This window comes from Pseudoduganella danionis (assembly GCF_009720775.1).
Lineage (GTDB): Bacteria > Pseudomonadota > Gammaproteobacteria > Burkholderiales > Burkholderiaceae_D > Rugamonas > Rugamonas danionis.
Window position 1 is genome coordinate 157,385 of record NZ_WNKW01000003.1, and the last position, 26,144, is coordinate 183,528.

27 protein-coding genes are annotated in these 26,144 nt (G+C 61.6%); 16 read left to right on the forward strand and 11 right to left on the reverse strand.

Annotation, left to right across the window (positions count from 1 at the left end; translation table 11 throughout):
- Positions 1 to 4: 4 nt before the first annotated feature.
- The 9 genes from nuoL to ispF are packed head-to-tail and all read left to right on the forward strand — an operon-like array spanning position 5 to position 8,070.
- On the forward strand, positions 5 to 2,098 hold the full coding sequence (nuoL, locus tag GM655_RS12335; RefSeq protein ID WP_155434990.1) for an NADH-quinone oxidoreductase subunit L: 2,094 nt from the start codon (positions 5 to 7) through the stop codon (positions 2,096 to 2,098).
- A 31-nt stretch (positions 2,099 to 2,129) separates the two neighbouring features.
- The gene (locus GM655_RS12340) at positions 2,130 to 3,635 is read left to right on the forward strand and encodes an NADH-quinone oxidoreductase subunit M (RefSeq protein ID WP_155434991.1); all 1,506 of its coding nucleotides are present in this window, start codon (positions 2,130 to 2,132) and stop codon (positions 3,633 to 3,635) included.
- 16 nt (positions 3,636 to 3,651) lie between these two features.
- Positions 3,652 to 5,157 carry an NADH-quinone oxidoreductase subunit NuoN gene (nuoN, locus tag GM655_RS12345; RefSeq protein WP_155434992.1) on the forward strand — a complete coding sequence of 502 codons (1,506 nt, stop codon included), beginning with the start codon at positions 3,652 to 3,654 and terminating at the stop codon, positions 5,155 to 5,157.
- A complete protein-coding gene (locus tag GM655_RS12350; RefSeq protein WP_155434993.1) occupies positions 5,157 to 5,462 on the forward strand; it encodes a DUF2818 family protein in 306 nt (101 codons plus the stop codon). The genes nuoN and GM655_RS12350 overlap by 1 nt, the downstream gene beginning before the upstream one ends.
- Positions 5,463 to 5,495: 33 nt before the next feature.
- Positions 5,496 to 6,050 carry an NUDIX domain-containing protein gene (locus tag GM655_RS12355; protein WP_155434994.1) on the forward strand — a complete coding sequence of 185 codons (555 nt, stop codon included), beginning with the start codon at positions 5,496 to 5,498 and terminating at the stop codon, positions 6,048 to 6,050.
- Positions 6,050 to 6,502 carry a hypothetical protein gene (locus GM655_RS22980; protein ID WP_229632540.1) on the forward strand — a complete coding sequence of 151 codons (453 nt, stop codon included), beginning with the start codon at positions 6,050 to 6,052 and terminating at the stop codon, positions 6,500 to 6,502. The genes GM655_RS12355 and GM655_RS22980 overlap by 1 nt, the downstream gene beginning before the upstream one ends.
- A 3-nt stretch (positions 6,503 to 6,505) precedes the next feature.
- Positions 6,506 to 6,817: a hypothetical protein gene (locus GM655_RS22985; protein WP_229632541.1), complete on the forward strand. Its 312-nt coding sequence runs from the start codon at positions 6,506 to 6,508 to the stop codon at positions 6,815 to 6,817.
- Positions 6,818 to 6,848: 31 nt separating this feature from the next.
- Positions 6,849 to 7,568 carry a 2-C-methyl-D-erythritol 4-phosphate cytidylyltransferase gene (gene ispD / locus GM655_RS12365; RefSeq protein ID WP_155434995.1) on the forward strand — a complete coding sequence of 240 codons (720 nt, stop codon included), beginning with the start codon at positions 6,849 to 6,851 and terminating at the stop codon, positions 7,566 to 7,568.
- Positions 7,569 to 7,581: 13 nt separating this feature from the next.
- Positions 7,582 to 8,070, forward strand: a complete 489-nt coding sequence (gene ispF / locus GM655_RS12370; protein WP_155434996.1) for a 2-C-methyl-D-erythritol 2,4-cyclodiphosphate synthase — start codon at positions 7,582 to 7,584, stop codon at positions 8,068 to 8,070.
- Positions 8,071 to 8,098: 28 nt separating this feature from the next.
- On the opposite strand, the gene GM655_RS12375 is transcribed toward ispF, so the two are convergent.
- Positions 8,099 to 8,884, reverse strand: a complete 786-nt coding sequence (locus GM655_RS12375; protein WP_196308759.1) for a substrate-binding periplasmic protein — start codon at positions 8,882 to 8,884, stop codon at positions 8,099 to 8,101.
- Between the two features lie 127 nt (positions 8,885 to 9,011).
- On the opposite strand from GM655_RS12375, the gene GM655_RS12380 reads away from it, so the two are divergent.
- Positions 9,012 to 9,320: a hypothetical protein gene (locus GM655_RS12380; protein WP_229632542.1), complete on the forward strand. Its 309-nt coding sequence runs from the start codon at positions 9,012 to 9,014 to the stop codon at positions 9,318 to 9,320.
- A gap of 38 nt (positions 9,321 to 9,358) precedes the next feature.
- Here the strand turns inward: GM655_RS12380 and GM655_RS12385 are convergent, their stop codons facing one another.
- The 4 genes from GM655_RS12385 to GM655_RS12400 all read right to left on the reverse strand — a co-directional run bounded on the left by GM655_RS12385 (position 9,359) and on the right by GM655_RS12400 (position 13,389).
- Positions 9,359 to 10,339 (reverse strand): FHA domain-containing protein, encoded by a 981-nt coding sequence (locus tag GM655_RS12385; RefSeq protein WP_155434998.1) that lies wholly within the window; start codon positions 10,337 to 10,339, stop codon positions 9,359 to 9,361.
- The gene (locus GM655_RS12390; RefSeq protein ID WP_229632543.1) at positions 10,336 to 11,850 is read right to left on the reverse strand and encodes a S1 family peptidase; all 1,515 of its coding nucleotides are present in this window, start codon (positions 11,848 to 11,850) and stop codon (positions 10,336 to 10,338) included. The genes GM655_RS12385 and GM655_RS12390 overlap by 4 nt, the downstream gene beginning before the upstream one ends.
- 25 nt (positions 11,851 to 11,875) lie before the next feature.
- Positions 11,876 to 12,529 carry a GTP cyclohydrolase II gene (gene ribA / locus GM655_RS12395; protein WP_155434999.1) on the reverse strand — a complete coding sequence of 218 codons (654 nt, stop codon included), beginning with the start codon at positions 12,527 to 12,529 and terminating at the stop codon, positions 11,876 to 11,878.
- Between the two features lie 158 nt (positions 12,530 to 12,687).
- Positions 12,688 to 13,389, reverse strand: a complete 702-nt coding sequence (locus tag GM655_RS12400; protein WP_155435000.1) for a pirin family protein — start codon at positions 13,387 to 13,389, stop codon at positions 12,688 to 12,690.
- A 141-nt stretch (positions 13,390 to 13,530) separates the two neighbouring features.
- Here GM655_RS12400 and GM655_RS12405 point away from each other — a divergent pair, with 141 nt between their 5' ends.
- The 4 genes from GM655_RS12405 (at position 13,531) to GM655_RS12420 (ending at position 18,140) form a co-directional block, all read left to right on the forward strand.
- Positions 13,531 to 14,460: a LysR substrate-binding domain-containing protein gene (locus GM655_RS12405; RefSeq protein ID WP_155435001.1), complete on the forward strand. Its 930-nt coding sequence runs from the start codon at positions 13,531 to 13,533 to the stop codon at positions 14,458 to 14,460.
- Between the two features lie 102 nt (positions 14,461 to 14,562).
- Positions 14,563 to 15,552 carry an EAL and HDOD domain-containing protein gene (locus GM655_RS12410; protein ID WP_155435002.1) on the forward strand — a complete coding sequence of 330 codons (990 nt, stop codon included), beginning with the start codon at positions 14,563 to 14,565 and terminating at the stop codon, positions 15,550 to 15,552.
- Positions 15,545 to 17,716 carry a putative bifunctional diguanylate cyclase/phosphodiesterase gene (locus tag GM655_RS12415; RefSeq protein ID WP_155435003.1) on the forward strand — a complete coding sequence of 724 codons (2,172 nt, stop codon included), beginning with the start codon at positions 15,545 to 15,547 and terminating at the stop codon, positions 17,714 to 17,716. The genes GM655_RS12410 and GM655_RS12415 overlap by 8 nt, the downstream gene beginning before the upstream one ends.
- A 58-nt stretch (positions 17,717 to 17,774) precedes the next feature.
- The gene (locus GM655_RS12420) at positions 17,775 to 18,140 is read left to right on the forward strand and encodes a glutaredoxin (RefSeq protein WP_155435004.1); all 366 of its coding nucleotides are present in this window, start codon (positions 17,775 to 17,777) and stop codon (positions 18,138 to 18,140) included.
- Between the two features lie 23 nt (positions 18,141 to 18,163).
- On the opposite strand, the gene GM655_RS12425 is transcribed toward GM655_RS12420, so the two are convergent.
- From GM655_RS12425 to GM655_RS12440, 4 genes are all read right to left on the reverse strand, one after another.
- Positions 18,164 to 18,469, reverse strand: a complete 306-nt coding sequence (locus tag GM655_RS12425; RefSeq protein WP_155435005.1) for a protealysin inhibitor emfourin — start codon at positions 18,467 to 18,469, stop codon at positions 18,164 to 18,166.
- Between the two features lie 64 nt (positions 18,470 to 18,533).
- Positions 18,534 to 19,571 (reverse strand): M4 family metallopeptidase, encoded by a 1,038-nt coding sequence (locus tag GM655_RS12430; protein WP_155435006.1) that lies wholly within the window; start codon positions 19,569 to 19,571, stop codon positions 18,534 to 18,536.
- Positions 19,572 to 19,677: 106 nt separating this feature from the next.
- On the reverse strand, positions 19,678 to 20,268 hold the full coding sequence (locus tag GM655_RS12435) for a hypothetical protein (protein ID WP_155435007.1): 591 nt from the start codon (positions 20,266 to 20,268) through the stop codon (positions 19,678 to 19,680).
- A gap of 44 nt (positions 20,269 to 20,312) precedes the next feature.
- The gene (locus GM655_RS12440; protein WP_155435008.1) at positions 20,313 to 20,519 is read right to left on the reverse strand and encodes a DUF3820 family protein; all 207 of its coding nucleotides are present in this window, start codon (positions 20,517 to 20,519) and stop codon (positions 20,313 to 20,315) included.
- A 107-nt stretch (positions 20,520 to 20,626) separates the two neighbouring features.
- On the opposite strand from GM655_RS12440, the gene GM655_RS12445 reads away from it, so the two are divergent.
- Positions 20,627 to 22,081, forward strand: a complete 1,455-nt coding sequence (locus tag GM655_RS12445; protein WP_155435009.1) for a sodium:solute symporter — start codon at positions 20,627 to 20,629, stop codon at positions 22,079 to 22,081.
- A gap of 51 nt (positions 22,082 to 22,132) precedes the next feature.
- Positions 22,133 to 24,016: a signal peptide peptidase SppA gene (sppA, locus tag GM655_RS12450; protein WP_155435010.1), complete on the forward strand. Its 1,884-nt coding sequence runs from the start codon at positions 22,133 to 22,135 to the stop codon at positions 24,014 to 24,016.
- 67 nt (positions 24,017 to 24,083) lie between these two features.
- Here sppA and GM655_RS12455 read toward each other — a convergent pair whose 3' ends face one another.
- Both GM655_RS12455 and GM655_RS12460 read right to left on the reverse strand, forming a co-directional pair.
- Complete coding sequence (locus GM655_RS12455; RefSeq protein WP_155435011.1) at positions 24,084 to 25,361, reverse strand: ATP-binding protein; 1,278 nt, start codon at positions 25,359 to 25,361, stop codon at positions 24,084 to 24,086.
- Positions 25,361 to 26,080, reverse strand: coding sequence for a response regulator (locus GM655_RS12460; RefSeq protein WP_155435342.1), 720 nt, complete (start codon positions 26,078 to 26,080; stop codon positions 25,361 to 25,363). The genes GM655_RS12455 and GM655_RS12460 overlap by 1 nt, the downstream gene beginning before the upstream one ends.
- Positions 26,081 to 26,144: the final 64 nt, after the last annotated feature.

Below are 26,144 nucleotides of genomic sequence, written 5' to 3' on the forward strand. Positions count from 1 at the left end.
CATCATGGCGGTTACTCTTAACCCTAATCTCCTACTGGCCGTACCACTGGCGCCGCTGGCCGGCTCCGCGATTGCCGGCCTGTTAGGAACTAAATTTTTCGGCAACGTGGTGGGGCGTACGGTCTCGCACACGGCGACCATACTGGGCGTGCTGGTAGCATTCATCCTGTCGGCGATGACGTTGAACGACGTGATCGGTGGCGCGAGCTACAACGCTACCGTGTACAACTGGATGACGGTTGGCACCATCAAGCTGGTGGTCGGCTTCCAGATCGACGCGCTGTCGGCGATGATGATGTGCGTAGTGACCTTCGTGTCGCTGATGGTGCACATCTACACCATCGGCTACATGGCAGAAGATGAAGGCTACAACCGCTTCTTCGCCTACATCTCGCTGTTCACCTTCTCGATGCTGATGCTGGTTATGTCCAACAACTTCCTGCAGCTGTTCTTCGGCTGGGAAGCTGTGGGTCTGGTGTCGTACCTGCTGATCGGCTTCTGGTACACCCGGCCGACCGCCATCGTGGCCAACATGAAAGCCTTCCTGGTCAACCGTGTGGGTGACTTCGGCTTCATCCTCGGTATCGGTCTGCTGCTGGCTTACGCCGGTTCGATGGACTATCAGGAAGTGTTCGCCAAGAAGGAACAACTGGTGTCGCTGACCCTGCCGGGTACCGACTGGGCACTGCTGACCGTGGCCTGTATCTGCCTGTTCATCGGCGCGATGGGTAAATCGGCCCAGTTCCCGCTGCACGTCTGGCTGCCAGACTCGATGGAAGGCCCGACCCCGATTTCGGCACTGATCCACGCGGCAACCATGGTTACCGCCGGTATCTTCATGGTGACCCGTATGTCGCCACTGTTCGAACTGTCGGATACGGCACTGTCCTTCATCCTCGTGATCGGCTCGATTACCGCGCTGTTCATGGGCTTCCTCGGCATCATCCAGAACGACATCAAGCGCGTGGTCGCTTACTCGACGCTGTCGCAGCTCGGCTACATGACCGTGGCACTGGGCGCATCGGCTTACTCCGTGGCCGTGTTCCACCTGATGACCCACGCCTTCTTCAAAGCGCTGCTGTTCCTGGGCGCCGGTTCGGTGATCATCGGTATGCACCACGATCAGGACATCCGCAACATGGGTGGTCTGCGTAAATACATGCCTATCACCTGGATCACTTCGCTGCTGGGTTCGCTGGCTCTGATCGGTACCCCGTTCTTCTCCGGCTTCTACTCGAAAGATTCGATCATCGAAGCAGTAGGGGAGAGCCACCTGTGGGGTGCCGGCTTCGCTAACTTCGCCGTGCTGGCTGGTGTGTTCGTGACCGCGTTCTACTCGTTCCGTATGTACTTCCTGGTGTTCCACGGTGAAGAGCGCTTCGGCAAAGCTCACCATGACGACCACCACGCCCATGCTCCGGCGGCTGCCGCTGCACACGACGATGGCCACGGCCATGACGATCATGGTCACGATGACCATGACGACCACGCGCACCACGGTCTGGCTCCGGGCCAGAAACCGCACGAGTCGCCATTTGTTGTATGGTTCCCGCTGGCGATGCTGGCCATCCCTTCGGTCATCATCGGCTATCTGGCCATCGGCCCTATGCTGTACGGCGATTTCTTCAAAGGCGTGATCACCTTCGGTGCTAACCACCCTGTGATGGAAGAACTGGCACACGAGTTCCACGGCCCTGTGGCCATGGCGATGCACGCACTGACCTCGCTGCCTCTGTGGCTGGCGATCTCCGGTGTGGCAACCTCGTACTACTGCTACATGATCAACCCGCGCGTACCAGCCTGGTTCTACGAGAAGTTCAAGTTCCTGCACACTCTGCTGGAGAACAAGTACTACATGGACAAGTTCAACGAGACCGTGTTCGCCGGCGGCGCACGCCTGCTGGGCAATGGTCTGTGGACTGTGGGCGACCGCACCCTGATCGACGGCCTGCTGGTCAACGGCAGCGCCAAAGTGGTGGGCTGGTTCTCGACGCTGACCCGTTTGGCGCAGACTGGTTATATCTACCACTACGCGTTTGTCATGATCCTCGGCATTCTGGGGTTCCTGATCTACTTCCTGCCGTTTTGGCACGCTTAATTAGCTGATACGCAAAGAGATAAAGATAACCATGATGCAGTCAACTATATCTACCTTACCTCCGTACCTGAGCCTCGCGATCTGGCTCCCGATTATCTTCGGCCTGATCGTGCTGGCCATCGGTCGCGATACCAACGCCGCGCTGGTGCGCGTTGGTTCGCTGATCGGCGCACTGGTGAGCTTCGGCGCCACCATTCCGCTGATTACCAACTTTGACAACGCCGCGCATGGCATGCAGTTCGTCGAGCGCTCGCCGTGGATCGAACGCTTCAACATCTTCTACTCGCTCGGTATCGACGGCCTGTCGCTGTGGTTCGTACCGCTGACCGCCTTCATCACCGTGATCGTGGTGATCTCGGCATGGCAGGTGATCCAGAAGCGCGTAGCCCAGTACATGGGCGCCTTCCTGATCCTGTCGGGTTTGATGATCGGCGTGTTCGCCGCCATGGACGGCCTGCTGTTCTACTTCTTCTTCGAAGCGACCCTGATCCCGATGTACATCATCATCGGTGTGTGGGGTGGTGAAAACCGCGTGTACGCTTCGTTCAAGTTCTTCCTGTACACCTTCTTCGGTTCGCTGCTGACGCTGGTCGCCATCATCTACCTGTACAAAGTGTCGGGCGGTAGCTTCGACATCCTGATGTGGCACAAGATTGCCCTGACGATGAAAGAGCAGATCTTCATCTTCCTGGCCTTCTTCATGGCCTTCGCCGTGAAAGTACCAATGTTCCCAGTGCACACCTGGCTGCCAGACGTGCACGTGGAAGCGCCTACCGGCGGTTCCGCCGTGCTGGCTGCCATCATGCTGAAACTCGGTGCTTACGGCTTCCTGCGTTTCTCGCTGCCTATCACCCCGGACGCATCGAAATATCTGGCCGGTTTCGTCATCACCCTGTCGCTGATCGCCGTGATCTACATCGGTCTGGTGGCGCTGGTACAGAAAGACATGAAAAAGCTGGTGGCTTACTCGTCGATCGCCCACATGGGCTTCGTCACGCTGGGCTTCTTCATCTTCAATGAAATGGCAGTGCAGGGCGCTATCGTGCAGATGATCTCGCACGGCTTCATCTCGGGCGCCATGTTCCTGTGTATCGGTGTGCTGTACGATCAGGCTCACTCGCGCCAGATCGCCGACTACGGTGGTGTCGTCAACAAGATGCCGAAGTTCGCAGCCCTGTTCATCTTCTTCTCGATGGCTAACTGCGGTCTGCCAGCGACTTCCGGCTTCGTCGGCGAGTTCATGGTGATCCTCGGTGCTACCCAGTACAACTTCGTTATCGGCCTGCTGGCTGCGACTGCGCTGATCTTCGGCGCTGCCTACTCGCTGTGGATGGCCAAGCGCGTGATCTTCGGCAAAGTGGCGAATCACCACGTAGCAGAACTGGTTGATGTGAACGGTCGTGAATTCTTCATGCTGGGCATCCTGGCTGTTGCAGTGCTGGCGATGGGCCTGTACCCAGCCCCATTCACTGACACCATGCAAACCTCGGTTGCAGACCTGCTGGCGCACGTCGCCAAGAGCAAGCTGCCGTTCTGATAGCGGAAACAAAACAATGACTACTCCAATTCCACAAGCTGTTATCGACATGGTGCCGGTGTACCCAGAAATGGTGCTACTGATCGGTGCCTCGGCGATCCTGTTGATCGACATGTTCCTCAAAGAGGGACAGCGTTCGCTGACCTATCTGCTGTCGCTGGCGACGCTGCTGGTTGCCGGCGTCCTGAGCTACAACGACTTCGTTACCGGCCACACGGTCTACACCTTCAACGGTATGTTCGTGTCCGACCCGATGGCTAATCTGCTCAAGGTCTTCACCTACCTGACGGCTGGCCTGACACTCGTGTATTCGCGTCAGTACGCTGACGACCGCGGTATGCTGAGCGGTAATCTGGGCGGCGAGTTCTACGTGCTGGCCCTGTTCACCGTGCTGGGCCAGATGGTGATGATCTCCGGTTCCAACTTCCTGTCCGTGTATCTGGGCGTGGAACTGATGTCGCTGTCGCTGTACGCACTGGTCGCTCTGCGCCGTGACAACCACAAAGCTACTGAAGCTGCGATGAAGTACTTCGTACTGGGCGCGCTGGCTTCCGGCTTCCTGCTGTACGGTATCTCGATGCTGTACGGTGCGACCGGCACGCTGGACATCCGTGGTGTTTCGGCCATGGTCGCTGGCGGTACCGTGAACAAGACTGTACTGATTTTCGGCGTGGTATTCCTCGTTGCTGGTCTGGCCTTCAAACTGGGCGCCGTACCATTCCACATGTGGGTACCGGACGTGTACGAAGGTTCGCCAACGGCAGTGACCCTGCTGCTGGGCGGCGCACCGAAAATCGCTACCTTCGCGATCTGCATCCGCCTGCTGGTGGAAGGTCTGATGCCGCTGGCATTCGACTGGCAGCAGATGCTGATGATCCTGGCCGTGCTGTCGCTGGCGATCGGTAACATCACTGCGATCGCCCAGACTAATCTGAAGCGTATGCTGGCTTACTCGACCATCGCGCAGATGGGCTTCGTTTTGCTGGGCCTGCTGGCTGGCGTGGCCGGTACCACCGACCGCACCGGTGCATCGGCTGCCTACAGCGCCGCCATGTACTACGTGATCACCTACGTGCTGACCACCATCGGCAGCTTCGGCATGCTGATGCTGCTGTCGCGTTCCGGTTTCGAAGCTGAAAATCTGGCGGACCTGAAAGGTCTGAGCAAGCGTAATGGCTGGTTTGCTGTCGTCATGTCGGCACTGATGTTCTCGCTGGCCGGTGTGCCACCGATGATGGGCTTCGCTGCCAAGTTCTCGGTACTGACCGCCGTGCTGGGCACCGGCCAGATCTGGCTGACCGTACTGGCTGTGATGTTCTCGCTGATCGGCGCGTTCTACTACCTGCGCGTAGTGAAAGTGATGTGGTTCGATGAAGCTGCCGACGAGTCGCCTATCGTCGTCAAGGCCGACATGAGCGTAGCTCTGAGCCTGAACGCGATCGCCATCGTGCTGCTCGGCGTACTGCCAGGCCCGCTGCTGGCAGCCTGCCTGAAAGCCATGACCATCACGCTGAACACCTGATGGACATTTCCGTAGCAAGCTGGTTGGTCATCGTCATCGCGATTGCGGCGGCCAACCTGCCATTCTTCAACGAGCGCGTATTCGCGCTCGTGCCCAGCCGCTGGGAGAGCAAGCCGCTGTTCGTGCGGCTGATCGAAATGGTCGTGCTCTTCTTCGCGGTGGGTGTCATCGGCTTCGCTCTCGAAGGCCGCCTCGGCAACCGCTTCCCGCAAACGTGGGAGTTCTACGCCATCTCCGCCTGCCTGTTCATCGTGCTGGCTTTCCCCGGATTCATTCTGCGTTACCTGCGCAAGCGCCACGACTGATACACTATCGTTCTTCAACGACGTGGAGCAGGCATGGACAAACATCTGGTAGAAACCCGCATCGACGGTGAGCTGGTCTACGACGGCCATTTCCTCAAAATCCAGCGCGATACCATAGCACTGCCGGATGGCCAGCAGACCAAGCGCGAATACGTGCTGCATCCGGGCGCGGTGGTGATCCTGCCGCTGCTCGATGATGGCACGGTGCTCATGGAACGCCAGTTCCGCTATCCGCTGCATCAGGTGTTCATTGAATTTCCGGCCGGTAAAATCGACCATAACGAAGACCCGCTGGCCAGCGCCAAGCGCGAGCTCGAAGAAGAAACCGGTTACACGGCCAGCGAGTGGCAGTACGTCACGCGCATCCATAATGCCATCGCCTATTCGGATGAGCATCTGGACCTGTATCTGGCGCGCGGCCTGAAAGCCGGCCAGCAGAAGCTGGACGAAGGTGAATTCCTCGAAACCTATACGGCCACCATCGACGAACTGCTGCAAGGCGTGCGTGATGGTTCGATCACCGACGTGAAGACGGTGATCGGCATCTTCTGGCTCGACAAGCTGCGCGCGGGCGACTGGAAACTCTGATGAAACTGCACGTGCTGCGGGCATGGAGCAAGCTGGCTGCACGCGCTGCAGCGGCTGCACTATCTGCTGCCATGGCCGTCTGTGTGCCAGCGCCGGCCATCGCGGCCATGGCGGCGGATAGCGCAGCCGGCCGCACGCCATTTCAAGTGCGCTGCGAAGATACTATCGCCAAGACTGTGTCCGTACTGTCGTCACGCAGTAATGGCTATACCATCAACAACCAACTGCCTTTCAATCAGCTCACCGCGCGCAGCGGCAGCGCCGCCAATGGCATGGCCACGCTTGGCCTGACGGTGACGAATGGCCAGTATGCCGTCAAACTGGGCGGCACCATTTTGCAGGATGCTGCCAGCGGCTACGAGTGCATCGCGCCACGGGTGGAACTGTCGCTCAATTATTCGCCTGTGCTGATCTATGTGAGCAACGAGTTCGCTCCCGGTTCCTGCGGCTAACAGGTGATACTCGAGCATGAGCAGCGCCACCTGCAGGCATATATGGATAATCTGGCGCGCGTTGAAAAAGTGGTACGCGATGCGCTGAACAAGCGCTTCGATGCCAAGCCGCTGTATGCGCCATCGGGTACGGCCATGTCTGCGCTGGAGCATGAAATCAGCAGCAAGTGGTTTCCGTTCATCCGCGACGAATTCGACAAGGGCAAGGATAAGCAGGCGCTGATCGATACGCCGGAAGAATATGCCCGCATGGGCAAGGTGTGCAATGGCGAAGTCGCCGCCACCATTTTGAAGCGCTTAAATAAGCAAAAATAAGCAATAACAAGCAATAACAAGCAATAAGAACATGACTGATACGAATCCGACGCGACGCTATGTCGCTCTGCTGCCTGCCGCTGGTGTGGGCGCGCGCATGGCGGCTGGCTGCCCTAAACAGTACCTGACGGTAGCAGGACAGCCCATGCTGCGCCATGCCGTTGAAGCGTTCCGCGCCAGTACGCTGATCAGCCACACCTATGTGGTGGTGAGCGCCGCCGACGGCTATATCGACGAAGTGCTGCCGGCCGGACTGGCCGGTGTCACGGTGCTGCGCTGTGGCGGTGCCACCCGCATGGACAGTGTGCTCAATGGCCTGCGCGCGATCCAGAACGAGATCGCCGAGAGCGATATGGTGCTGGTGCACGATGCTGCCCGGCCCGGTCTGACGCCGGCACTGATCGCACGGCTGATCGACGGCGTGGGCGACGATGCGGCCGGTGGCCTGCTGGCACTGCCCGTGGTCGATACCGTCAAGCGCAGCGCACCGTCGGCGCAAGGCGTATGCTCCGCCGCGACCATACCGCGTAACGGCATGTGGCTGGCGCAGACGCCGCAGATGTTCAGCTACCAGTTGCTGCTGCGCGCACTGGGCCGCGCCACTGATCCGGATGCGATTACCGATGATGCCAGTGCGGTGGAACTGCTGGGCCTCACGCCGCGCCTGATCGAAGGCCATCCGCGCAATCTCAAAGTCACGCTGCCGGCCGACATCCGCATCGCGGAAATGTATCTGGCTGCCGGCGAATAAAACAGGACAGACTATGCTCAAACTTCCATTCCGCATCGGCCAGGGTTACGACTGCCACAAACTGGTCGAAGGCCGCAAACTGATCATCGGCGGGGTCGAGATTCCCCACCATCTGGGCCTGCTGGGCCACTCCGATGCCGACGTGCTGCTGCACGCGATCACCGATGCCTTGCTGGGCGCGGCCGCGCTGGGCGATATCGGCAAACACTTTCCTGACACCGACCCGCAGTTCAAGGGCGCCGATTCGCGCACGCTGCTAAAGGAAGCGGCGCGCCGCGTGATGGCTACCGGCTACCGCATCGGCAATATCGACGCCACCATCATCGCCCAGCGGCCCAAGATGGCGCCGTACATCGGCGCCATGTGTGCCAATCTGGCGCAGGATCTGGGCCTCGATATCAGTCAGGTCAACATCAAGGCCAAGACTAACGAGAAGATGGGCTATCTGGGACGCGAAGAAGGCATCAATGCCGAAGCTGTGGCCTTGCTGCTCGCTGACTAAATGTTCGCCCGGCGATACGAGACGCGGCTTAGCTGTGCGGTGCGCATGCCGTCGTGGGCGGTGCGTTAAACAGGGGCAGTAGCTTGTGGTTGCGCACGATCTGTTCGATGGCGCTATTCAAGGCTGGCAGCTTGCTGATCAGTGGCGAATCCTTGGCGATAGCAAAAGAAATCGGGTTGGCCTCGATCGGGTTGCCGCGGATAAGTAGCCTGCCTGCACCGGGGAATAGGCAGTTCAACTTGTCTTCGAGTTGCTGCGGATTCAGGAAGCTGGCGACGAGGATGGCATCTACCCGGCCGGCTCTCAGCATCTTGACCTGACTGGCCATATTTGTGGCGTTCTGTTCGACTTTGAACAGGCTATTGCGCCGCTGCTCGAACTCGACACCGTAGCTGGCGCCGCTCATGGTAGAGATTTTCTTGTTGCGCAAATCCTCCCACTGACGGAACACCAGCGGTGCCTGTTCGGTCGAGAGCAGCCATTGATTAGCGTAGCCGAGCGAGGCAGAGAACTGGAATTTGCGCAGGCGCTCGGGAGTTGCTTCGGCACCGTACAATATGCCTTGACCGGTCTCGGTCATGAACAGCGCACGTCGCCATGGCAGCGGGTGCGCCACCAGTGGCAGGCCGGATTCGCTTGCGACCAGGTCTATAATTCGCGGAACGGTGGGCTGGCTATGGGCCGGACGGCCTTGGGCATCGGGCTCGCCAAGTACATACACGGCGAGTTCACCGCTTGCTGCTGCGCTGCGGCCGACCAGCAGGAAAAACAGGGCCGCTGTAGTGATAGCGGTGCGACAAAAACGGATCTGCATTGCAAAAGGCGCTAAAGTTCTTGAATACGGAAGGCATTCTGCCATACAGCAGCGTGCAGCCTGAATCACAAATATGAAGATCGTGGGTCGAGTTGCGTAGGCACAGGCCTGAGCCTGTAAATGGGAGATGATGTTGGCGCGAGATATTTATGCTTACCGGCAGGTGGCAGTGCAGTCGGTGTCGGATGGGCGCCAGGTGTGGATACAGCCGGTGCCGGGGCAGGCGTTTGCGCCCAGCTTGCGCGTACAGTGCGCGCGGGCGCTGTGCGATACGGCCGTCTATCCGCTGGGTACCTGCTTCCTGCTGGATGCCAAACTGACCGACAGGCAGGGTGGCACACCCTATCTGTATGCGTGGCACGGCGATGCCGTGAAGGTCATGACGCCCGCGCAGACCCGGGCGTTTCTGGCCGAATTCAAACGCGGCCGGATCTAGTTCGCAGTAGCCAGCCGGCCCAAGCTGGCTAGCCAGATTCACTCGCTGTCTTCGTCTTCGTCGTCATTGCTGCTGCTACCGCGGGTGCGTGCCGCATCGGCCGCGTTGCGCAGTGCAGCCGCATCGGCCATGAACCGGTCGACGCTGCGGTCGGCGCTCTGGTGCCACTGCGGCGGCAGCAGAGCCGACATATACAGCTCGTCGCCGGCACGGCCAGTACTTTGCAGGTTGAGCAGCAATAGCAGCATGGCGCTAGCCGCATAGGTGATGCCGCTGCCGATGGCGTAGCGGCGCGGGTGGTGCGGTTTGATGGTGCGCAGGTGGAAGTACAACATGCTGCAGGCGATCGCCAGTATCACCAGATTGCCATAGCGGGTCAGCACGGTGGCGTCCCATGCATAGGCCATGGCTGTGCTGAGCAGACGCCACACGCCCATCACACACAGGCCGCTGCCGAGGATGAAGATGTGGCGGCCAAAGCGTGCATGGCTGCCGAACAGGCGGTTGGCCAGCCCCCATGCGCCACTCCACAGCAGGCCGGCGCCAAGGCAGGAAGCCAGCGCCAGTACATAGCGCACCAGCGCGAAATTCTCGATATCGTTAAACCATGTCTCGACCAGCGCGAACGCGCTGGCCAGCAGCAGGCCGCTGATCGCCGGTGCGGCACCTTCCCAGCCATGCATGGTGGTATCGGCCAGTTCGGGTGCCACCACAAAATCGGCACTGCGCACGCGCAATCGGGTGTGACCAAGCCGGATCACGCGATGACCATCGAGCGCAATCGCTGCGCAGCGCTTGCCGCCGTAGTAGCTGCCATTGGCGCTGCCCAGATCGCGCAGCAGCAACTGGCCATGCTCGTCGAGGTCTATGCTGGCGTGGCTGGCGGCGCTGTGCGCATCGTCGAGAATGACGTCGTTGTCGTAGCCGCGGCCGATACGGATAGGCAGTTGCTGCAGGCGGTGGCGGTGTAGTACATCGCCATTGCGGGCGAGGATTTCGACGAAGTAGGGCGCGTTCATCGTGCCACCCCTTTCGGTGCGGGCGCACGTGTCAGTGCGCTGAGGAAGGCACGGGTCAGACGCAAGCCATTTTCATACGACACGCCGCGTGCATCGATGCGGCTCTGTAAGCTCATCAGGCCGTGGTCGGTGCTGGCCGTCAGCAGGGCGAAATCATACAGGCCGGCGAACTTGCGGTAGGCGCGCACGCACAGCACGGCACGCAAGGGCAGCTTGCTGTTGTTGACGAAATCTTCCGTGCACTGGGGCGCCGTCAGGCGGCTATCCTTGTTGTTGCCGAAGTTTTCGTTCTTGAACGAGGCACTTGCCAGCTGGGCGAAACGGTACTGGTCCAGCCCTGCGCTGCGCAGGAATTGGTGGCGGATGGCGATCTGGCCTGTCTGCAGGCTGCCGCTGACGAAGATGGCGGACTCCATGGCGCAACTGGCGTCATCGACGGTGAACGGTTTGTCGGCCTTGACGTTGGAACGCCCCCAGCAGCGCATCTGCTCCGATTCGCGCACGGGTACCTGATACGGCCCCATGGTCTTCAGGCTCAGGGGTGTGGCCAGCAACTGGTCGACCATGGCACTCTGGTGGCGCAGCAACTGGGCCGCGACGATGCTGGTAAAGCTGGCCGGCGGCTTGGCCTGTTCGCCCACCTGCCGCAGCAGGTCCTGCGCGTAGCGGGCCGGCACAAGGAAGCTGACCAGTTCACCATCGAGCCGCTTGGAGACGTTGACGCCGGCCACGGCGCCATCGACGGTGACGCTGGGGCCGCCGCTCATGCCCGAATTGATCGGGCCGGTGAACATCAGCTGGTCGTAGAAGCTGCGCGCGATCACGCCGTTGTAGGCGCCTTCGGAAATCGCGAAGCCCAGATCGAGCGGATTACCGAGCGCATACAGATACTGGCCCTGCGACAGGCGCGCCAGCTTTTCCGGCATCTTGAAAAAGCCCGTGCCGTTGCGGCTCACGCGCAGCACGGCCAGATCGTGCAGCACATCGACGGCCAGCAGTTCCACATTGCCGCGCTGGCCGCTGGTATCGACCCATTCGCCCACATAGGTGTCGGGATCGAGCGCGAACTGGGAAACCACGTGGTAGTTGGTGATGACCAGATTGCTGGTGCCGATCAAAAAGCCGGAACCGACCGAGGACTGGGTGCGGCCGCTCTTGAGCAGGGTGCGCACTTGCAGCAGGTCGTTGCGGGCGGCGCCATATAGGTGTTGGGCGGCGCTGGAAGGTGGGGGCAGCGGGGTGCTGTCGGCATCCTCGTCTTCTTCGCCGGCCGCCAGTGCTGCGGGATCGGCGGCGCGGCTGGCCGGCAGTGCGGGGGCAGGGGCAGGGGCGGGCGTTGCAGGTTTGCGCAAGGCCTTGCCGCTGGCCGGGCTGTTGGCTGGTACGGTTGCCGGGCCGGTGGCCGGCGCGCTGGCTGCCGTACCGGTACCGACGGCCGCGCCGGATGCGGCCCAGACAGCGCCAGCGCTGCAGCTAAGGAGCAATGTAACGATCAGTCGCTGAAAATTCATGCCTTCCTTTTACTGGGGCCGGTGATTACAGCGCGCCATCCTCCACGGGGGCTGGCGTCAGCGGCGTCATCATGTGACCCAGCTTGGCTGCCTTGGTGTCCAGATAGTGCTGGTTGAAGGCATTGCGGTTGACCAGCAGCGGAACCCGTTCCACCACTTCCACACCGAGCTTGCCGACAGCATCAATCTTACGCGGATTATTGGTCATCAGGCGCAGTGATTTCACGCCAAATTGCGCCAGCATGGGTTGTACCATGCTGTAGTTGCGCTGATCGGGCTGGAAGCCCAGTTGCACATTGGCCTGCACCGTATCGGCACCGGCTTCCTGTAGGCGGTAGGCGCGGATCTTGTTGACCAGACCGATGCCACGGCCCTCCTGACGCAGGTAGAGCAGGATGCCGCGGCCTTCATCGGCGATCTTGCGCAGTGCGCCTTCGAGCTGGGCGCCACAATCGCAGCGCTGCGAGAACAGCACGTCGCCCGTCAGGCATTCGGAATGCACGCGTCCGAGCACGGGTTCGCCGTTGCCGACATCGCCCAGCACCATGGCCAGATGCTCTTTGCCCGTGCTTTTTTCGACGAAAGCGTGCAGGGTGAACTGGGCCCAGGGCGTCGGCAGGGCGCACGAAGTCGTGTATTCCAGGTCCACGTTAGCCGGGGTTGTTGCACTCTGCGACATAATTCTGCTCTTCAAATAGTGATCTACAAGGTAAAAAACGCGCGCCGGGCTGTTCGAACAGACCCGGCGCGCCCCTCATGATACCAAAACTGGCGGAAAGTTTTTTTAGGCCGGCCTCTAGCTTTCAGGAGCTGCCAGCGGCCGGCCTGATGGCTGCCTTAGCGGGGCAGGTCGAATACGAGGATTTCCGCGTCCTCGGCACCGGCCAGCGTGACGGCATTCTCATCGCTGAGCTTGAGGGCATCGCCGCCTTTCAGCGCTACCCCGTTCACCGTGACCGTGCCGCGGATCACGTGCACATAGGCTAGCCGGCCTGCTGCCAGCGCATGTTCGAGCTGGTCGCCTGCGGCCATGATGGTGGCGTACAGATAGGCATCCTGCTGGATGCGCAGCGAGTCGTCACGGCCATCGGGCGAGGCGATCAGGCGCAATTTGCCCTGTTTGCTCTCCAGCGGGATGTGCTTTTCCTCGTAGCCGGGCGCCGTGCCCGTGCGGTCCGGTTCTATCCAGATCTGCAGGAAGTGCACCTGTTCGCTGCGCGAATGATTGAATTCGCTGTGGCGTACCCCGGTGCCGGCACTCATGCGCTGCACATCGCCATAGTGCAGCACCGAGCCCGTGCCCATGCTGTCCTTGTGTTCGAGCGCGCCGCTGAGCACGTAGGAAATGATTTCCATGTCGCGGTGGCCGTGGGTGCCGAAACCCTGGCCGCCCATCACGCGGTCTTCATTGATCACGCGCAGCGGGCCGAAACCCATGTGCAGCGGGTCATGGTAGTGGGCGAAGGAGAAACTGTGGTGGGAATCGAGCCAGCCGTGCTGGGCGTGGCCGCGGGCTTCACTAGGACGAATTTGCAACATGATAAGGCTCCATTTCTTTTCGGGTTAATGTGCGATAATTTTGAACATCGTTCTTATCGCTGCATCCATGAACGACAGTATAGAGCGCCCGTTCCGGATTAAAAAACGGAAAATTTACAATTCAATCATCGAAAAAATCGAATGTTAAGACTGAGCCTGGAAGCCTTGCAGATAGTGGATGCCATCGACCGGCGCGGTTCGTTTTCCGCTGCCGGCAAGGAATTGCATCGCGTGCCGTCGACAATTTCCTATACTGTCAACAAGCTCGAGGATGACCTCGGTGTGCAAGTGTTCGAGCGCCACGGTCCGCGCGTGGTGCTGACGGCGGCCGGTGCCGAGCTGCTCAAGGAAGGGCGTTACCTGCTGCGCGCGGCGCAGGATCTGGAACACCGGGTGAGGCGCGTGGCGTCCGGCTGGGAAACTGAGCTGACCGTGGGCATGGACAGCATGTTCGCCGCTTGTGCGCTGCAGGACGATATCAGCGCATTCTACGGGCTGGGCCAGCAGACCCGTTTGCGCCTGATGCAGGAAGCCCTGTCCGGCACTTGGGAAGCGCTGCTGGACCGGCGCGCCGACCTGCTGATCGGTGCGGCTGGCGAGGGCCCGGCCGGTGGCGGCTATGTCAGCCACGCGCTGGGCCAGATGGAATTCGTGTTCTGCGTGGCACCTAGCCACCCGCTGGCAGCCGAGACGGCAGTGCTGGAACGGGGCCATCTGCAACCTTTCCGCGCGATCAGCGTGGCTGATTCGGCGCGCAAGCTGCCGCCGCGCACGGTGGGTCTGTTGCTGGGGCAAGACAGCCTGAGCGTGCCCGACATGCAGAGCAAGCTGCGCTACCAGCTAGCCGGCATGGGTTTTGGTTTTTTGCCCGCGCCGTGTGCGCGCGCGGCGATAGCGGCCGGCCTGCTGGTGGAAAAGGCCGTGGCCGAGCCCAAGCCGCCCGAGACCTTTTATCTGGCCTGGCGCACCGGGGAAATGGGCGCGGCGCTGGCGTGGTGGCTGGAGCGCTGGCAGCAGCCGCAGCGTTTCGCCCGTTTGCTAGGGCATTTGCCGCGTCCCGCCTTGATATAAAACAGGCGTGGTCTAGCTGTTGCAGCAACTGTTAAATGTTGGCAGTTGCCAATAGTTTCAGAGTAACATAACAGGATCACTGACTGCCTCTGCCGGAATTCCATGACTGCTACGCCTGTTACGCCGCCTGTCTTCATCCATCCGCTGGCAGACCGCCACGGGATGCCGTCGGCCCTGTTGCTCGATGCGCGCGGCATGCAGCCTGAAATGGCACCGCTGGAGTTGCTGCAGCAATTGGCGGACGGCAGCATGGCGTGCTATTTCCGCGACGGTTTGAGCGAGGCCAGCCAGCAGTTGCTGCTCGACGCCGGCTGGCTGGCCGCACCGGCTGATGAAATCCATCACAGCGACACGGCACTCGACCAGGAATTCAAGCAAGTGCCGGGCACGGCTAGCTGGATAGAAGGCGAATGGTTTCTGGCACCGCCGCCCAAGCCGGTGGGCAGCCAGGCCGCATCGCGTGCGCTCGCGCTGAAGCTGGTGCAACTGGTGTCGGCCGACGCCGATACCCATGAAATCGAAGCGCTGCTGCGGCAGGACCCGACCCTGTCCTACCACTTGCTGCGGCTGGTGAACTCGCTGGGCATGGGCACGGCGCGCAAGGTCAGCAGTTTTTCTCAGGCCATACTGATACTGGGCCGCGCCCAGCTGCGCCGCTGGCTTAACCTGATGCTGTTCTCGGCGCGCGAATCGGATCAGCGCTCGGCCATGCTGCTGGCGCGCGTGGCGGTGCGGGCTCGTTCGATGGAATTGCTGGCGCGCGAAGCGGGCTACGACAAGGCCCAGCAGGAACAGGCTTTCATGGGCGGGATGTTCTCGCTGCTGGGTGTGCTGTTCGGCATGTCGCTGGCCGAAGTGCTGCAACCGCTCACTATTAGCGAAGAACTGTCGCAGGCGCTGCTGCAACGGGCCGGTACGCTGGGCCAGTTGCTGGCGCTGGTGGAGGCGGCCGAACATGCGGACTTGATGGCGCTCATGCGCGGCCTGCGCACCCTGCAGATCGAGGTGGCGGCCTACAACCAGATTCAGGCTGACGCTTATTTATGGATGCAGGCTATCGCTGCCGGCAAATCAGGAAACGACGATGCGTGAAATTCTGGAACGCTGTCTGGCCCTGAGCCAGCGGGCGGCGCAGCAATCCGGCGCGGCGCAGAGCGCCACGCTGGAGCAGCTCGCGTCGCTGCTGGGGGCCACGCGCGATGCCATGCCGGCCGCGCCAGACAGCTCCAGTGATATCGCCGTCATGCAGCTCGATCTGGTCGGCTATGTGACGCAGTGGAACGAAGGCGCGCAGCAGTTATTTGGCTACAGCGCCGCCGAGATGCAGGGCCAGCACGTGTTGCTGCTGTATCCCGATGATGATGGTGATGGTGCACTGGACGAACTGGTGGCGCAGGCTGATGGCGCCTACAGTACGACGGCGGAAGTGCAGCGCCGCACCAAGTCCGGCGAGCTGATCTGGGTGCAGCTCGATCTGCGCTTGCGGCTCGACGATAGTGGCGACGCGGTGGGCATGGAAGTGCGGGCGCGCAAGCTGGCCGATGTGCTGTCGCCGGCCGACAAGCTGACGCTGCACGCGCGCATCATCGAAGACTCCGATCAGGGTGTGCTGATTACCGATGCACGCGAACGCATCGTTTCGATTAATTCTGCCTTCACCCGTATCACCGGCTATCAGCCGGCCGAAGCGCTGGGCAAGACGCCGGATTTGCTGCGCTCCGGCGTGCACGATGCCGAATTTCGCGCGCGCGTGCGTGCAGCCATGCACGGCGCGGGCGCGTGGCGCGGTGAAATCATCGGCCGGCGCAAGAATGGCGAGCTGTTCCCTCAGTCGGTAACCATCAGCGCCGTGCGTGATGTGCAAGGCCGCATCAGCCATACCTTCTCGCTGTTTTCCGATATCAGTGTGCACAAGGATGCGGAAGCGCGCATGCAGCGCATGGCCAACTACGATGCGCTGACGGGCCTGCCCAATCTATGTTTGCTGACCCAGTTGCTGGGGCAGGCGCTGACGGAAGCCAAGCGTTCGCAGGAGCACGGCGCGCTGGTGATGATAGAGATCAGCCGGCTAGGCACCATCAGCGACACCTTGGGCCATGAAGTGAGCAATGAAGTGCTGTGCGAAATCGGCCGGCGATTGCGTCATGCGCTGCGCGAGGCCGATGTATTGGCGCGGCTGGACGGGCACAAGTTTGCCGTGGCGCTGCTGCACATCGAAAAGCGTGAACATGCGGGCATCGTCGCGCAGAAGCTGCTGGCCACGCTGGCCGAGCCGTTTGTGGTGGCGCACCACCAGTTACAAGTGAGTGGCCATGCCGGCATTACCGTCTATCCGGAAGATGGCAGCGATGTTTCGACCCTGATCCGCCATGCCGAGGTGGCGCTCAACAAGGCCACCCGCAGCATCGAAGCGGGCCTGCTGTTCTACAGCGAGGAAATGAACCAGCGCGCCAAAGAGCATATGCGCATAGAGGGCGAGCTGCGCCAGGCGTTGCTGAACGGGGAGCTGTTGCTGTACTACCAGCCGAAAGTGAGTTTGCGTAGCGGCCGCATCGTCGGCGCCGAAGCGCTGCTGCGCTGGCGCCATCCCGTGCGCGGGCTGGTGTCGCCGGGCGTGTTCATTCCCGTGGCGGAAGAGACGGGGCTGATTCTCGAACTGGGGAGCTGGGTGCTGGAAGCAGCCTGTCGCCAGATCCGCGAATGGCAGGATGCCAATCTGATCATGCCGCCTATCGCTGTCAACCTGTCGGCGCGCCAGTTCGACAGCAAGCTGCCGCAGCGCATCGCCGCCGTGCTGGAACGCTATAGCGTACAGCCCGAGCAGATCAATCTGGAAATCACGGAAAGCCTGCTGGTGCGCGGCGCCGATGCCGTGATCGCCATCATGAACGAGCTGCGCGCCATGGGCATGGGGCTGGCACTGGATGATTTCGGCACTGGCTATTCCAGTCTGGCCTATCTGAAGAAATTCCCCATCAGTACGCTGAAAATCGACCGCTCCTTTGTGATCGGCCTGCCGCATGAAGAGAATGATTGCGCCATCGCTCGCGCCATCGTCACCATGGCCCAGCAACTGCGTCAGGAAATCGTGGCCGAAGGCGTGGAAACGGCGGAGCAGATGAATTTCCTGCGCGAGCTAGGTTGCGACCAGTTGCAAGGCTATCTGTTCAGCCAGCCCGTGCCGGCCGCAGATTTTGCCAGCATGCTGCGCGATGGCAAGCGCCTGACCCTGGGTGCGCGCCTGCCGCCAGCCTGACACGCGGGCCGGTTTGCGGTTATGCTGACATCTTTAACCGCAGAGTAAGGAAGCACCCATGAGCCGTCACATCCTCGCTGAAGAACAGATCCATCCCGCCGTGCGCGCCCAGGTGAGCGGCTACCACCGCACGCTGGTGGAGGAAGTGCAGGCGGCCGTGGCCAGCAACAAGGTGGTGGTGGTCGGCATGGGGCTCAATCCTTTTCCGCGCAAGGCGCGCAAGCTGCTCGATGCGCAAGGCATTGCCTACACCTATCTGTCTTACGGTAATTACTTCAATACCTGGCGCCCGCGTATCGCGCTGAAAATGTGGACGGGTTGGTCGACCTTCCCCATGGTGTTCGTCAACGGCGTGCTGATAGGCGGCGCCAACGACTTGCAGAAGCTGATCGAACAAGGTGAACTGGCGCGCATGCTGGCCTGAGCCCGCGTGCTGCCTAGCGCCTGCTAGTCGGGCGGGTAGTGGTTGAGCTGTTCCGTGAGCTGGCGCAGTGCGATGGGCGCCGCGTCCAGATGGTAGTGCACATCGTGCTGCCAGCCATCCTTGTCCACGTGCAGATCGTAGAGAAAATCACCTGACTGGGGCGCGATCTTGCGTAGTTGTTCGGGCAGATTGAAGAACTGGCTGGCATCGAGCAACTGGGCTAGCCGGTGCGCCTGAGCGGGCGCCAGCAGCGTCAGATCAACGCTGCGCGTCTGTGCGCCGGCCGGGCCGGTGAAACCGCCAGTGCAGCGTAAGATCAGCCGTGTCATGATGCGGGCTCCGATCGCGATTGCTCGCCATTACAAAAATTCCGGGCGGGTTATACGTTCCGCTCTAGGACGACTCCAGTTGCACGCCCACCAGTTGCCAGGCGCGCTGCACGGCATACTGTTCGGCCGTGTCGCTGCCATACAGTAGCACGGCTGCCTGCGCGGTGGCGCGTGCCATGTCGGCAAAGCTGGCGTTAGGTGTCAGCAAACCCAGCGCTTTGTACCAGATGGGCCCGGCCTTCTCCCATGCATGGCCTTGCAGCGCCAGTGCCGTGGCATAGAACGCGTGGTTGGGGATGCCTGAATTGCTGTGCACATCGCCGTCCTGAATATAGTCTGCCATGTTTTTCGGTTGGTCGTCGCCCGACCAGGTCAGCGTGCGGTTGCCGGGATCGGCCAGCGAGCGCAGCGCCTTGCCCACGCTGGGCGCCATGATGCCGGCGCCTATCAGCCAGTCGGCATCGGCGGCTTTCTGCTGCAGCCGCCACTGCTTGACTAGCGAACCCATCACATCGGAAATCGATTCGTTCAGGGCGCCGCTCTGGCCCTCGTACACCAGCCCGCCCGGCACGGCGTACTGGGTCACGCCGTGGCTAAGCTCATGCGCGACCACATCGATGGCCGCGGTAAAGCCGTGGAACAGTTTGCCATCGCCGTCGCCATAAACCATCTGCTGGCCATTCCAGAAAGCGTTGTTGAAGTTGCGCTGGTAGTGCACGCTGGCGTCGAGGCGCAGCCCCTTGTTATCGACCGAGTTGCGCTGGAACACGGTGTGGAAAAAATCATAGGTGATACCGGCATTGTCGTAAGCCTGATTCACAGCGGCATCCTTGGCTGCAGCGCCGCCTTCCGTGCGCACCACGCGGCCCGGCAGGGTGGTCTTGTGGCGTGCATCGTAGATGGTGCGGCGCTGTTCGCCCGTGCGCTGGGTGGCTGCCAGCGTGGGCATGACGGAGCGCTGGCCGCGCAAATGGGCGGACAGCTCGCACTGGTCGAGCAGGCAGGCGCGTTCCTCTTCGCTCAGATGCGCTGCTTCGGCTAGCTGCCGCAACATACGCGATGGAATGATGCAGCAGACGCAATGATAGGGCAGGGAAGACATGGCAGGCTCCGACGCATGGCGATGCAAGCTTTATACACGGGTTTTCATTTCCGGTGCGCCACGTTTGATCTAGCTCTAATGTCGCCGACTTTTTGCAGTAATTGATTCAATCCGGATAGAACCCGATAGCCCCCGTGATGTCGGCAGAGCGTGGCGTCAGGCCACGTTCCAGCAGGGCGCAGGCAATAGCGTCACGCTGATAGCCCGCGGTGTTGAAGCGCCGCGCTTCCCGCAGCGTTCGGGTGGTAAAGGCTTCCTTCAATTCGGCAGCGGAGTAGGGCGCCAGCAAGGCGCGGGCGCGGTCCAGATCGTCCGGAGTGTATCGGTCCAGCGCCAGATTGCTGATCGCTTCAGCTTTGGTGAAAAGAAATACGCGCTCGGTATTCTCCAGGGCCAGTTTTTGCACCGTCTTCCATGTCTCCCGATTAATTTCCTGGCCTACTTCCCGTGCCAGCGCACCCTGCAGGAACGGCGCTCTGACGCAGTATGGGCGCGCTGTCTGGTCGGGGCCGAAGGCGAGCAGTACCTGCACGTAATACGGCGAGGTTGAAACATCCTTGATAGCTTTGATGTAATCGGCGTGGCTTTGCTGCAATGGCAGAGTTTCGGCGCTGTGCGCCACCGCGCTGAAGGCCAGTGCCGCGAGCAGCAGGAAGTGGCGCATACGTGTGCTCGGCTTGGTCGGGTGGATAGTCATGTAGAGGGCTCCGGCAGCAAAACGATGTGCAGCAAGCGGGCACGCTAGCGCAGCGGATCGAGCAGGCTGCGCAGATTGTTGTGGTCCAGCTCGTACATCAGGGCCAGCAGGCCGCCCAGTTCACCTTTGGGAAAGCCTTCGCGGGCAAACCAGCCCAGATAGTGGCCGGGCAGATCGGCCAGCACGCGTCCTTTGTATTTGCCATATGGCATTTCACGGGTCAGCAGCAGGGCTAGTTTCTCGGCTTGCATAGTCGGAAGGGGCGAGGATTGACCTCGGCATTTTAGCGGCCTGCACTGCGGCTGGATAGCATTGCGGTGTATATTGTCGCCCACTTGTCGTTGTGAAAGTCTGTTCCATGTCTGAGGTTTCCCTGTTCGGCCTGCTGGCGGCCTATTTCCTGTTGCTGTTGCTGGTGGCACGCCGCACGGCGCGCGATGCCACCAATCACAGCTTTTTTATCGGGAACAAGCGTAGCCACTGGCTGCTGGTCGCTTTCGGCATGGTCGGCACCACCCTGAGCGGGGTGACCTTCATCAGCGTGCCGGGCGCCGTGGGGCGCGATGGTTTCGCCTATCTGCAGGTGATGCTCGGCTATGTGGTCGGTTACGTGCTGGTCGCCTATGGGCTGCTGCCGCTGTACTACCGCATGAAGCTCACCTCGATCTACCACTATCTCGATGTCCGGCTCGGGCATCAGGCCTACCTGAGCGGAGCCAGTTTCTTCCTGCTGTCGCGCACCCTCAGTGCTTCGGCGCGGCTGTATCTGGTGGTGAATATCCTGCAACTGACGGTGCTGGACAGTCTGGGCGTGCCTTTCTGGCTCAGCACACTGGTCATCCTCGGCATGATATTGCTGTACACCTACGAAGGCGGGGTCAAGACCATCGTCTGGACCGATACGCTGCAGACGGCGGGCATGTTGCTGGCGCTGGCTGGCTGCGTGTGGTGGCTGCTGGCCCAGCTCGGCTTCGATCTGGTCTCCGGCTGGCAGGCGCTGGAGGCGGGCGGCTATACGCGCGTACTGAATCACCATAGCGATAGCCCCGGCTATTTCTGGAAGCAGTTTTTTGCCGGGATATTCATCGTGCTGGCCATGACGGGCATGGATCAGGAAATCATGCAGAAGAATATCTCCGTGCCCACGCTGCGCGACTCGCAGAAAAATATGCTGGTGCTGACCGTGGTGCTGACGGGCGTGCTGCTGCTGTTCATGTTCCTCGGCGGCTTGCTTAGCCTGTATGCGCCCAGCGTGGGCCTGGCTGCCACGGGCGACAAGCTGTTCCCGGCCGTGGTGATGCAGCACATGCCGGCCGCGCTGCAACTGCTGTTCTTCCTCGGTCTGGTGTCGGCCCTGTTCCCCAGCGCCGATGGTGCCATGACCGCGCTCACCGCCAGCTTCTGCCTCGACATACTGGGCTGGCAGCGCCGCAGCGACCTGAGCGAAGCGCAGCAGCGGCACCAGCGCCACTGGGTGCATCTGGGTTTCTGTGCGCTGTTTCTGGCGCTGGTGCTGTTATTCCGCTGGCTCGATAACGCCAGCATGATAGGCTTGATACTCAAGCTGACTGGCTATACCTATGGCCCTATCCTCGGCCTGTTTGCCTTCGGCCTGCTGACGGCACGCAAGGTACGCCATGGCGCGCACTATGCCGTGCCGCTGGTGGCGCTGGCAGGGCCGGTGCTGTGCTACCTGCTGGAGCTGAATCAGGCCGCGCTGTTCGGTAGCTACCGCATGGGACTGGAACTACTGATCGTCAACGGTCTGCTGGTATTTGCAGGCCTGTGGCTAATTTCCCGCCCGGCGCGCTGAGGACAGCATACAATGATGTACTTGTTAATTTCGCAATCGACTGGAGCTTGAATGAGTAAGTCCCCATTTTCATGGCTGCGTAGTGGCTTGGTCTGGTTCTGGAATGCGCTCGATACGGGCCGCCGCACTGTGCTCAATCTGCTGTTCCTGCTGGTGCTGGTTGCGCTGGCCATTGCCCTGTTTGGCGGCGGCCCCAAATCACCGGGCCCCAAGACCACGCTGGTGCTGAACCTGAAAGGCCATCTGGCCGAACAGACCAGCGGCAACGCGCGCGATGCGCTGATGAATAGCGTGAGCGGCGCCGATAGCCGCAAGACTTTGCAGCTACGCGATGTACTGAGCGTGCTGGAGACAGCAGCCAAAGACCCCGATATCACGGGCGCCGTGCTGCTGACCGATGAACTCGATGGCGGCGGTCAGGTCATCCTGCGCGAAGTCGCCGCTGCGCTGGACCGCTTCAAAGCCAGCGGCAAGCCGGTGGTGGCCTGGGGTTCCAGCTACGACCAGCGCCAGTATCTGCTGGCCGCCCATGCTTCGGAAGTGTATCTGCACCCTATGGGCATGGTGATGCTGGAAGGCTTTGGCCGCTACCGCAATTACTACCGCGACGCGCTCGATAAGCTGGGCGTGACGGTCAACCTGATGCGGGTCGGCACCTACAAGAGTTTTGCCGAGCCTTTCATCGCCAATGGCCCGTCGGAAGCGGCCGCCGAAGCGGAGGCCTATCTGAATAACGGCCTGTGGAACGCCTACACCACGGACGTGGAAAAGGCGCGCAAGCTGGCACAGGGTAGCGTGATGAAGACCATCAACGATCTGCCTGCACTGGTCGAACAGCAGAAGGGCGATCTGGCCAAGGTGACGCTGGCCGCCAAACTGGTGGACGGCCTGAAGACCAAGGATGAAGTGCGCGAGATGATGGTCAAGCGCGGCGTGCCTGATGCCAAGGGCAAGACATTCCGCCAGATCGGCTACGACGAATATCTGGCCCGCATCCGTCCTAAGCTGACGGGCGACGCCATCGGCGTGGTAGTGGCGCAGGGCGAAATCAGTGATGGCACGGCCAGTGCCGGTTCCATCGGCGGCGATTCGACCTCCAAGCTGATACGCGCCGCGCGCGAGGATGACAGCATCAAGGCCGTGGTGCTGCGCGTCGATTCGCCGGGTGGCAGCGCGTTTGCTTCGGAAGTGATACGGCGCGAACTGGAGCTGACGCGTGCAGCCGGCATGCCGGTGGTAGTCTCGATGGGTAACGTGGCCGCTTCCGGTGGTTATTGGATATCCATGGCTGCCGATGAAGTAATCGCGGCACCGACCACGATTACCGGCTCGATCGGCGTGTTCGCCATTCTGCCGACGGCGGAAAAGGTGATTGATAAAGTGGGCATCCACACAGCCGGCAAACCGACCACCTGGCTGGGCGATGCCACCAATCCGCTGCGCCCGCTCGATCCGCGCGTTGGCCAGCTGATACAGGGCAGCATCAACCACATCTATGCAGACTTTATTGGCCGTGCCGCCCAAGCTCGCAAGACCACGCCGGAAAAAATCGATGGCGTGGCACAGGGCCGCGTGTGGACGGGTGAACAGGCCAAGGAGCGTGGTCTGGTGGACCGCCTCGGCACTTATGGCGATGCGCTCAAGGCGGCCGCCAGCCGCGCCAAGCTGGAGGACTACCGGGTGGTGTATATGGAGCCCGACGTGAGTAAGGTGGACCGGATTATCGGCCTGCTGGGTGGCTCGGCCGCACAGGCGGTGGCGCAATCGGTCGCTCAGACGCTGGGTGTGCAGTGGAAGCAGAGCGTGACCCTGAGCACCGGTCTGCCAGTGACGGCGGCCAACGGGATAGCGCAGGATCTGGGCTGGCTGGCCGAGCTGACGGCCGCGCGCAAGCCCTTCACGGCGGTGACGCACTGCCTGTGCGAATCGCCTTGATGCGATGAAGGCCGGTGCCGCGCTGCAGTGTGCTGCAGCGGCTGGCGCTGCGGCGCCAAGCGGGGCGTCAGGCCGCCTTTAACGGCAGCGTAATCAGGAAGCCGCTGCGGCCATCGTCGAGACGCGTGCAGCGCGCTTCGCCACCATGGCGGCGGGCGATCTGCCGCACCAGCGCCAGTCCCAGACCGGCGCCCTGATTGTCGCGCGTGCCGTGGCGGCGGTAGAAAGGCTCGAACACGCGTTCCGCTTCGGAGACGGGCACACCGGCGCCACCGTCGGAAACTGTCAGCAGAGCTAGTCCGTCGGCGCAGCGCAAGTTTAGCCGGGTAGGGGGCGCACCATGGCGGCGTGCGTTTTCCAGCAGATTGCGCAGCAGGCGGCGCAGCAGGCGCGCATCGCCATTCAGCACGGCACTCACGCCATCCAGCTCTGCTTCATCGTAGTGGGCGCATTCTTCCGCTGCCAGTGCCAGCAGATCGATTTCTTCCATGCTCACTTCCGCATTGACGGCATCGAGCCGGCTGGCCAGCAGGATTTCGTCCAGCAGCGCGTTGAGTTCACGGATATCCTGTTCGAGTCCGGCCCGCCTTTTCGGGTCGACGTCGTCCTGCATCAGTTCCAGCGCCAGCCGGATGCGCGCCAGCGGCGTGCGCAGTTCGTGCGAGGCATTCGCCAGCAGGGTCTTGTGGGCGCCCACCAGTTGTTCGATCTGGTCGGCCGCGCGGTTGAAGCTGCGCGCCAGTTGAGCCACTTCATCCTTGCCTTCTACCGCCACCCGCGCCGTCAGATTACCAGCACCGAGCGACTCCACGCCTTGCTGCAGGCGCTCCAGCCGTTTGGTCAGGTGGCGCACCAGCGGGAAGGCAGCCACGCCTATGCCCAGTGCCACCAGCAGCAGGGCATTGTGCAGCATGGCTTTGGGGCGCGTGAAACCTAGCGGTACGCTCGATAGCAGGCGCCGCCCGTCCGGCAGGCGCATAAACGATTCCGGTGGCGGGCCGCGCAAATCGCGCTGGCGCCAGCGGTGCGGTGGTATCGGTTCGCCCACGGCGGCCAGCAACTGCCAGTCACGCCCATACAGCGTCAGGTTCGCATGCAGGCCGGCCGCCATGTGCTCGAGCGCGGCCTGTTGCTGCACGGGTGGTGCATCGGCACTGGCCAGCGCATTTTGCATGACCTGCGCCAGCGTGCTGTTGGAGCGTTCCAGCGGTCCGCCGCTGCGGTGCCATACCAGCATCACGGCCAGCGCGAATATCACCAGTGTCACCAGCAGCGTGACATAGAAGCGGATGTACAGGCGTGGCAGGCCCCAGTGCCAGCGTGCGTTACCGTGCGGCGCGGCCATCAGTCCTGCACCTTGGCGAACAGGTAGCCGGCACCGCGCACGGTAATGATGCGGCGCGGCTTTTTCGGGTCATCCTCGACGGCCGCGCGGATGCGCGACATGTGGACATCGATAGAACGGTCGAAGGCTTCCAGCGGCTCGCCCTTGAGTAGCTCCATCAGGCTGTCGCGCGATAGTACGCGGCCCGCGTGCTGGGCCAGCACCAGCAGCAGATCGAACTGGTAGGCGGTCAGTTCGCACGGCTGGCCGCCTATGCGGGCAGCGTGGGCAGCCGGATCGATTTCGAGCCGGCCAAAGCGCAGCAGCTCGGCGTCGCTAGGCGGCGGCAGACCGGGCTGGTGGCGGTGTTCGCTGCGGCGGCGCAGGATGGCACGCAGGCGCGCCAGCAGTTCGCGCGGTTCAAACGGTTTGGGCAGATAGTCGTCGGCACCCAGTTCCAGCCCGATGATGCGGTCGATGGCGTCGCCGCGCGCGGTCAGCATCAGCACAGGTACGTCGGAACTGGTGCGTAGCTGGCGGCATACTTCCAGCCCGTCCATATCGGGTAGCATCAGGTCCAGTATCACGGCATCCACGTCGCCGGTCAGCATGGCGTTCAGGGCTGCCCGTCCATTGGCGGCATGGGTCACGCGAAACGCCGCCTGCGCCAGATACTCGGTGAGCATCTCGGCGAGGCGGGGATCGTCTTCAACCAGCAGGATATGGTCGGCAGTATTCATGCGTTTCATTCTACGTTTGCCTTGCGCCCCGTACAAGCCTCAGGCTGGAGGCAGTAGGGACGCA

What these genes read in the sequence shown, in the direction of transcription:
- nuoL (WP_155434990.1), top strand. Translation starts at nt 5, where the DNA reads ATGGCGGTTACTCTTAACCCTAATCTCCTACTGGCCGTACCACTGGCG.
- GM655_RS12340 (WP_155434991.1), top strand. Translation starts at nt 2,130, where the DNA reads ATGATGCAGTCAACTATATCTACCTTACCTCCGTACCTGAGCCTCGCG.
- nuoN (WP_155434992.1), top strand. Translation starts at nt 3,652, where the DNA reads ATGACTACTCCAATTCCACAAGCTGTTATCGACATGGTGCCGGTGTAC.
- GM655_RS12350 (WP_155434993.1), top strand. Translation starts at nt 5,157, where the DNA reads ATGGACATTTCCGTAGCAAGCTGGTTGGTCATCGTCATCGCGATTGCG.
- GM655_RS12355 (WP_155434994.1), top strand. Translation starts at nt 5,496, where the DNA reads ATGGACAAACATCTGGTAGAAACCCGCATCGACGGTGAGCTGGTCTAC.
- GM655_RS22980 (WP_229632540.1), top strand. Translation starts at nt 6,050, where the DNA reads ATGAAACTGCACGTGCTGCGGGCATGGAGCAAGCTGGCTGCACGCGCT.
- ispD (WP_155434995.1), top strand. Translation starts at nt 6,849, where the DNA reads ATGACTGATACGAATCCGACGCGACGCTATGTCGCTCTGCTGCCTGCC.
- ispF (WP_155434996.1), top strand. Translation starts at nt 7,582, where the DNA reads ATGCTCAAACTTCCATTCCGCATCGGCCAGGGTTACGACTGCCACAAA.
- GM655_RS12375 (WP_196308759.1), bottom strand. Translation starts at nt 8,884, where the DNA reads ATGCAGATCCGTTTTTGTCGCACCGCTATCACTACAGCGGCCCTGTTT.
- GM655_RS12380 (WP_229632542.1), top strand. Translation starts at nt 9,012, where the DNA reads ATGATGTTGGCGCGAGATATTTATGCTTACCGGCAGGTGGCAGTGCAG.
- GM655_RS12385 (WP_155434998.1), bottom strand. Translation starts at nt 10,339, where the DNA reads ATGAACGCGCCCTACTTCGTCGAAATCCTCGCCCGCAATGGCGATGTA.
- GM655_RS12390 (WP_229632543.1), bottom strand. Translation starts at nt 11,850, where the DNA reads ATGAATTTTCAGCGACTGATCGTTACATTGCTCCTTAGCTGCAGCGCT.
- ribA (WP_155434999.1), bottom strand. Translation starts at nt 12,529, where the DNA reads ATGTCGCAGAGTGCAACAACCCCGGCTAACGTGGACCTGGAATACACG.
- GM655_RS12400 (WP_155435000.1), bottom strand. Translation starts at nt 13,389, where the DNA reads ATGTTGCAAATTCGTCCTAGTGAAGCCCGCGGCCACGCCCAGCACGGC.
- GM655_RS12405 (WP_155435001.1), top strand. Translation starts at nt 13,531, where the DNA reads ATGTTAAGACTGAGCCTGGAAGCCTTGCAGATAGTGGATGCCATCGAC.
- GM655_RS12410 (WP_155435002.1), top strand. Translation starts at nt 14,563, where the DNA reads ATGACTGCTACGCCTGTTACGCCGCCTGTCTTCATCCATCCGCTGGCA.
- GM655_RS12415 (WP_155435003.1), top strand. Translation starts at nt 15,545, where the DNA reads ATGCGTGAAATTCTGGAACGCTGTCTGGCCCTGAGCCAGCGGGCGGCG.
- GM655_RS12420 (WP_155435004.1), top strand. Translation starts at nt 17,775, where the DNA reads ATGAGCCGTCACATCCTCGCTGAAGAACAGATCCATCCCGCCGTGCGC.
- GM655_RS12425 (WP_155435005.1), bottom strand. Translation starts at nt 18,469, where the DNA reads ATGACACGGCTGATCTTACGCTGCACTGGCGGTTTCACCGGCCCGGCC.
- GM655_RS12430 (WP_155435006.1), bottom strand. Translation starts at nt 19,571, where the DNA reads ATGTCTTCCCTGCCCTATCATTGCGTCTGCTGCATCATTCCATCGCGT.
- GM655_RS12435 (WP_155435007.1), bottom strand. Translation starts at nt 20,268, where the DNA reads ATGACTATCCACCCGACCAAGCCGAGCACACGTATGCGCCACTTCCTG.
- GM655_RS12440 (WP_155435008.1), bottom strand. Translation starts at nt 20,519, where the DNA reads ATGCAAGCCGAGAAACTAGCCCTGCTGCTGACCCGTGAAATGCCATAT.
- GM655_RS12445 (WP_155435009.1), top strand. Translation starts at nt 20,627, where the DNA reads ATGTCTGAGGTTTCCCTGTTCGGCCTGCTGGCGGCCTATTTCCTGTTG.
- sppA (WP_155435010.1), top strand. Translation starts at nt 22,133, where the DNA reads ATGAGTAAGTCCCCATTTTCATGGCTGCGTAGTGGCTTGGTCTGGTTC.
- GM655_RS12455 (WP_155435011.1), bottom strand. Translation starts at nt 25,361, where the DNA reads ATGGCCGCGCCGCACGGTAACGCACGCTGGCACTGGGGCCTGCCACGC.
- GM655_RS12460 (WP_155435342.1), bottom strand. Translation starts at nt 26,080, where the DNA reads ATGAATACTGCCGACCATATCCTGCTGGTTGAAGACGATCCCCGCCTC.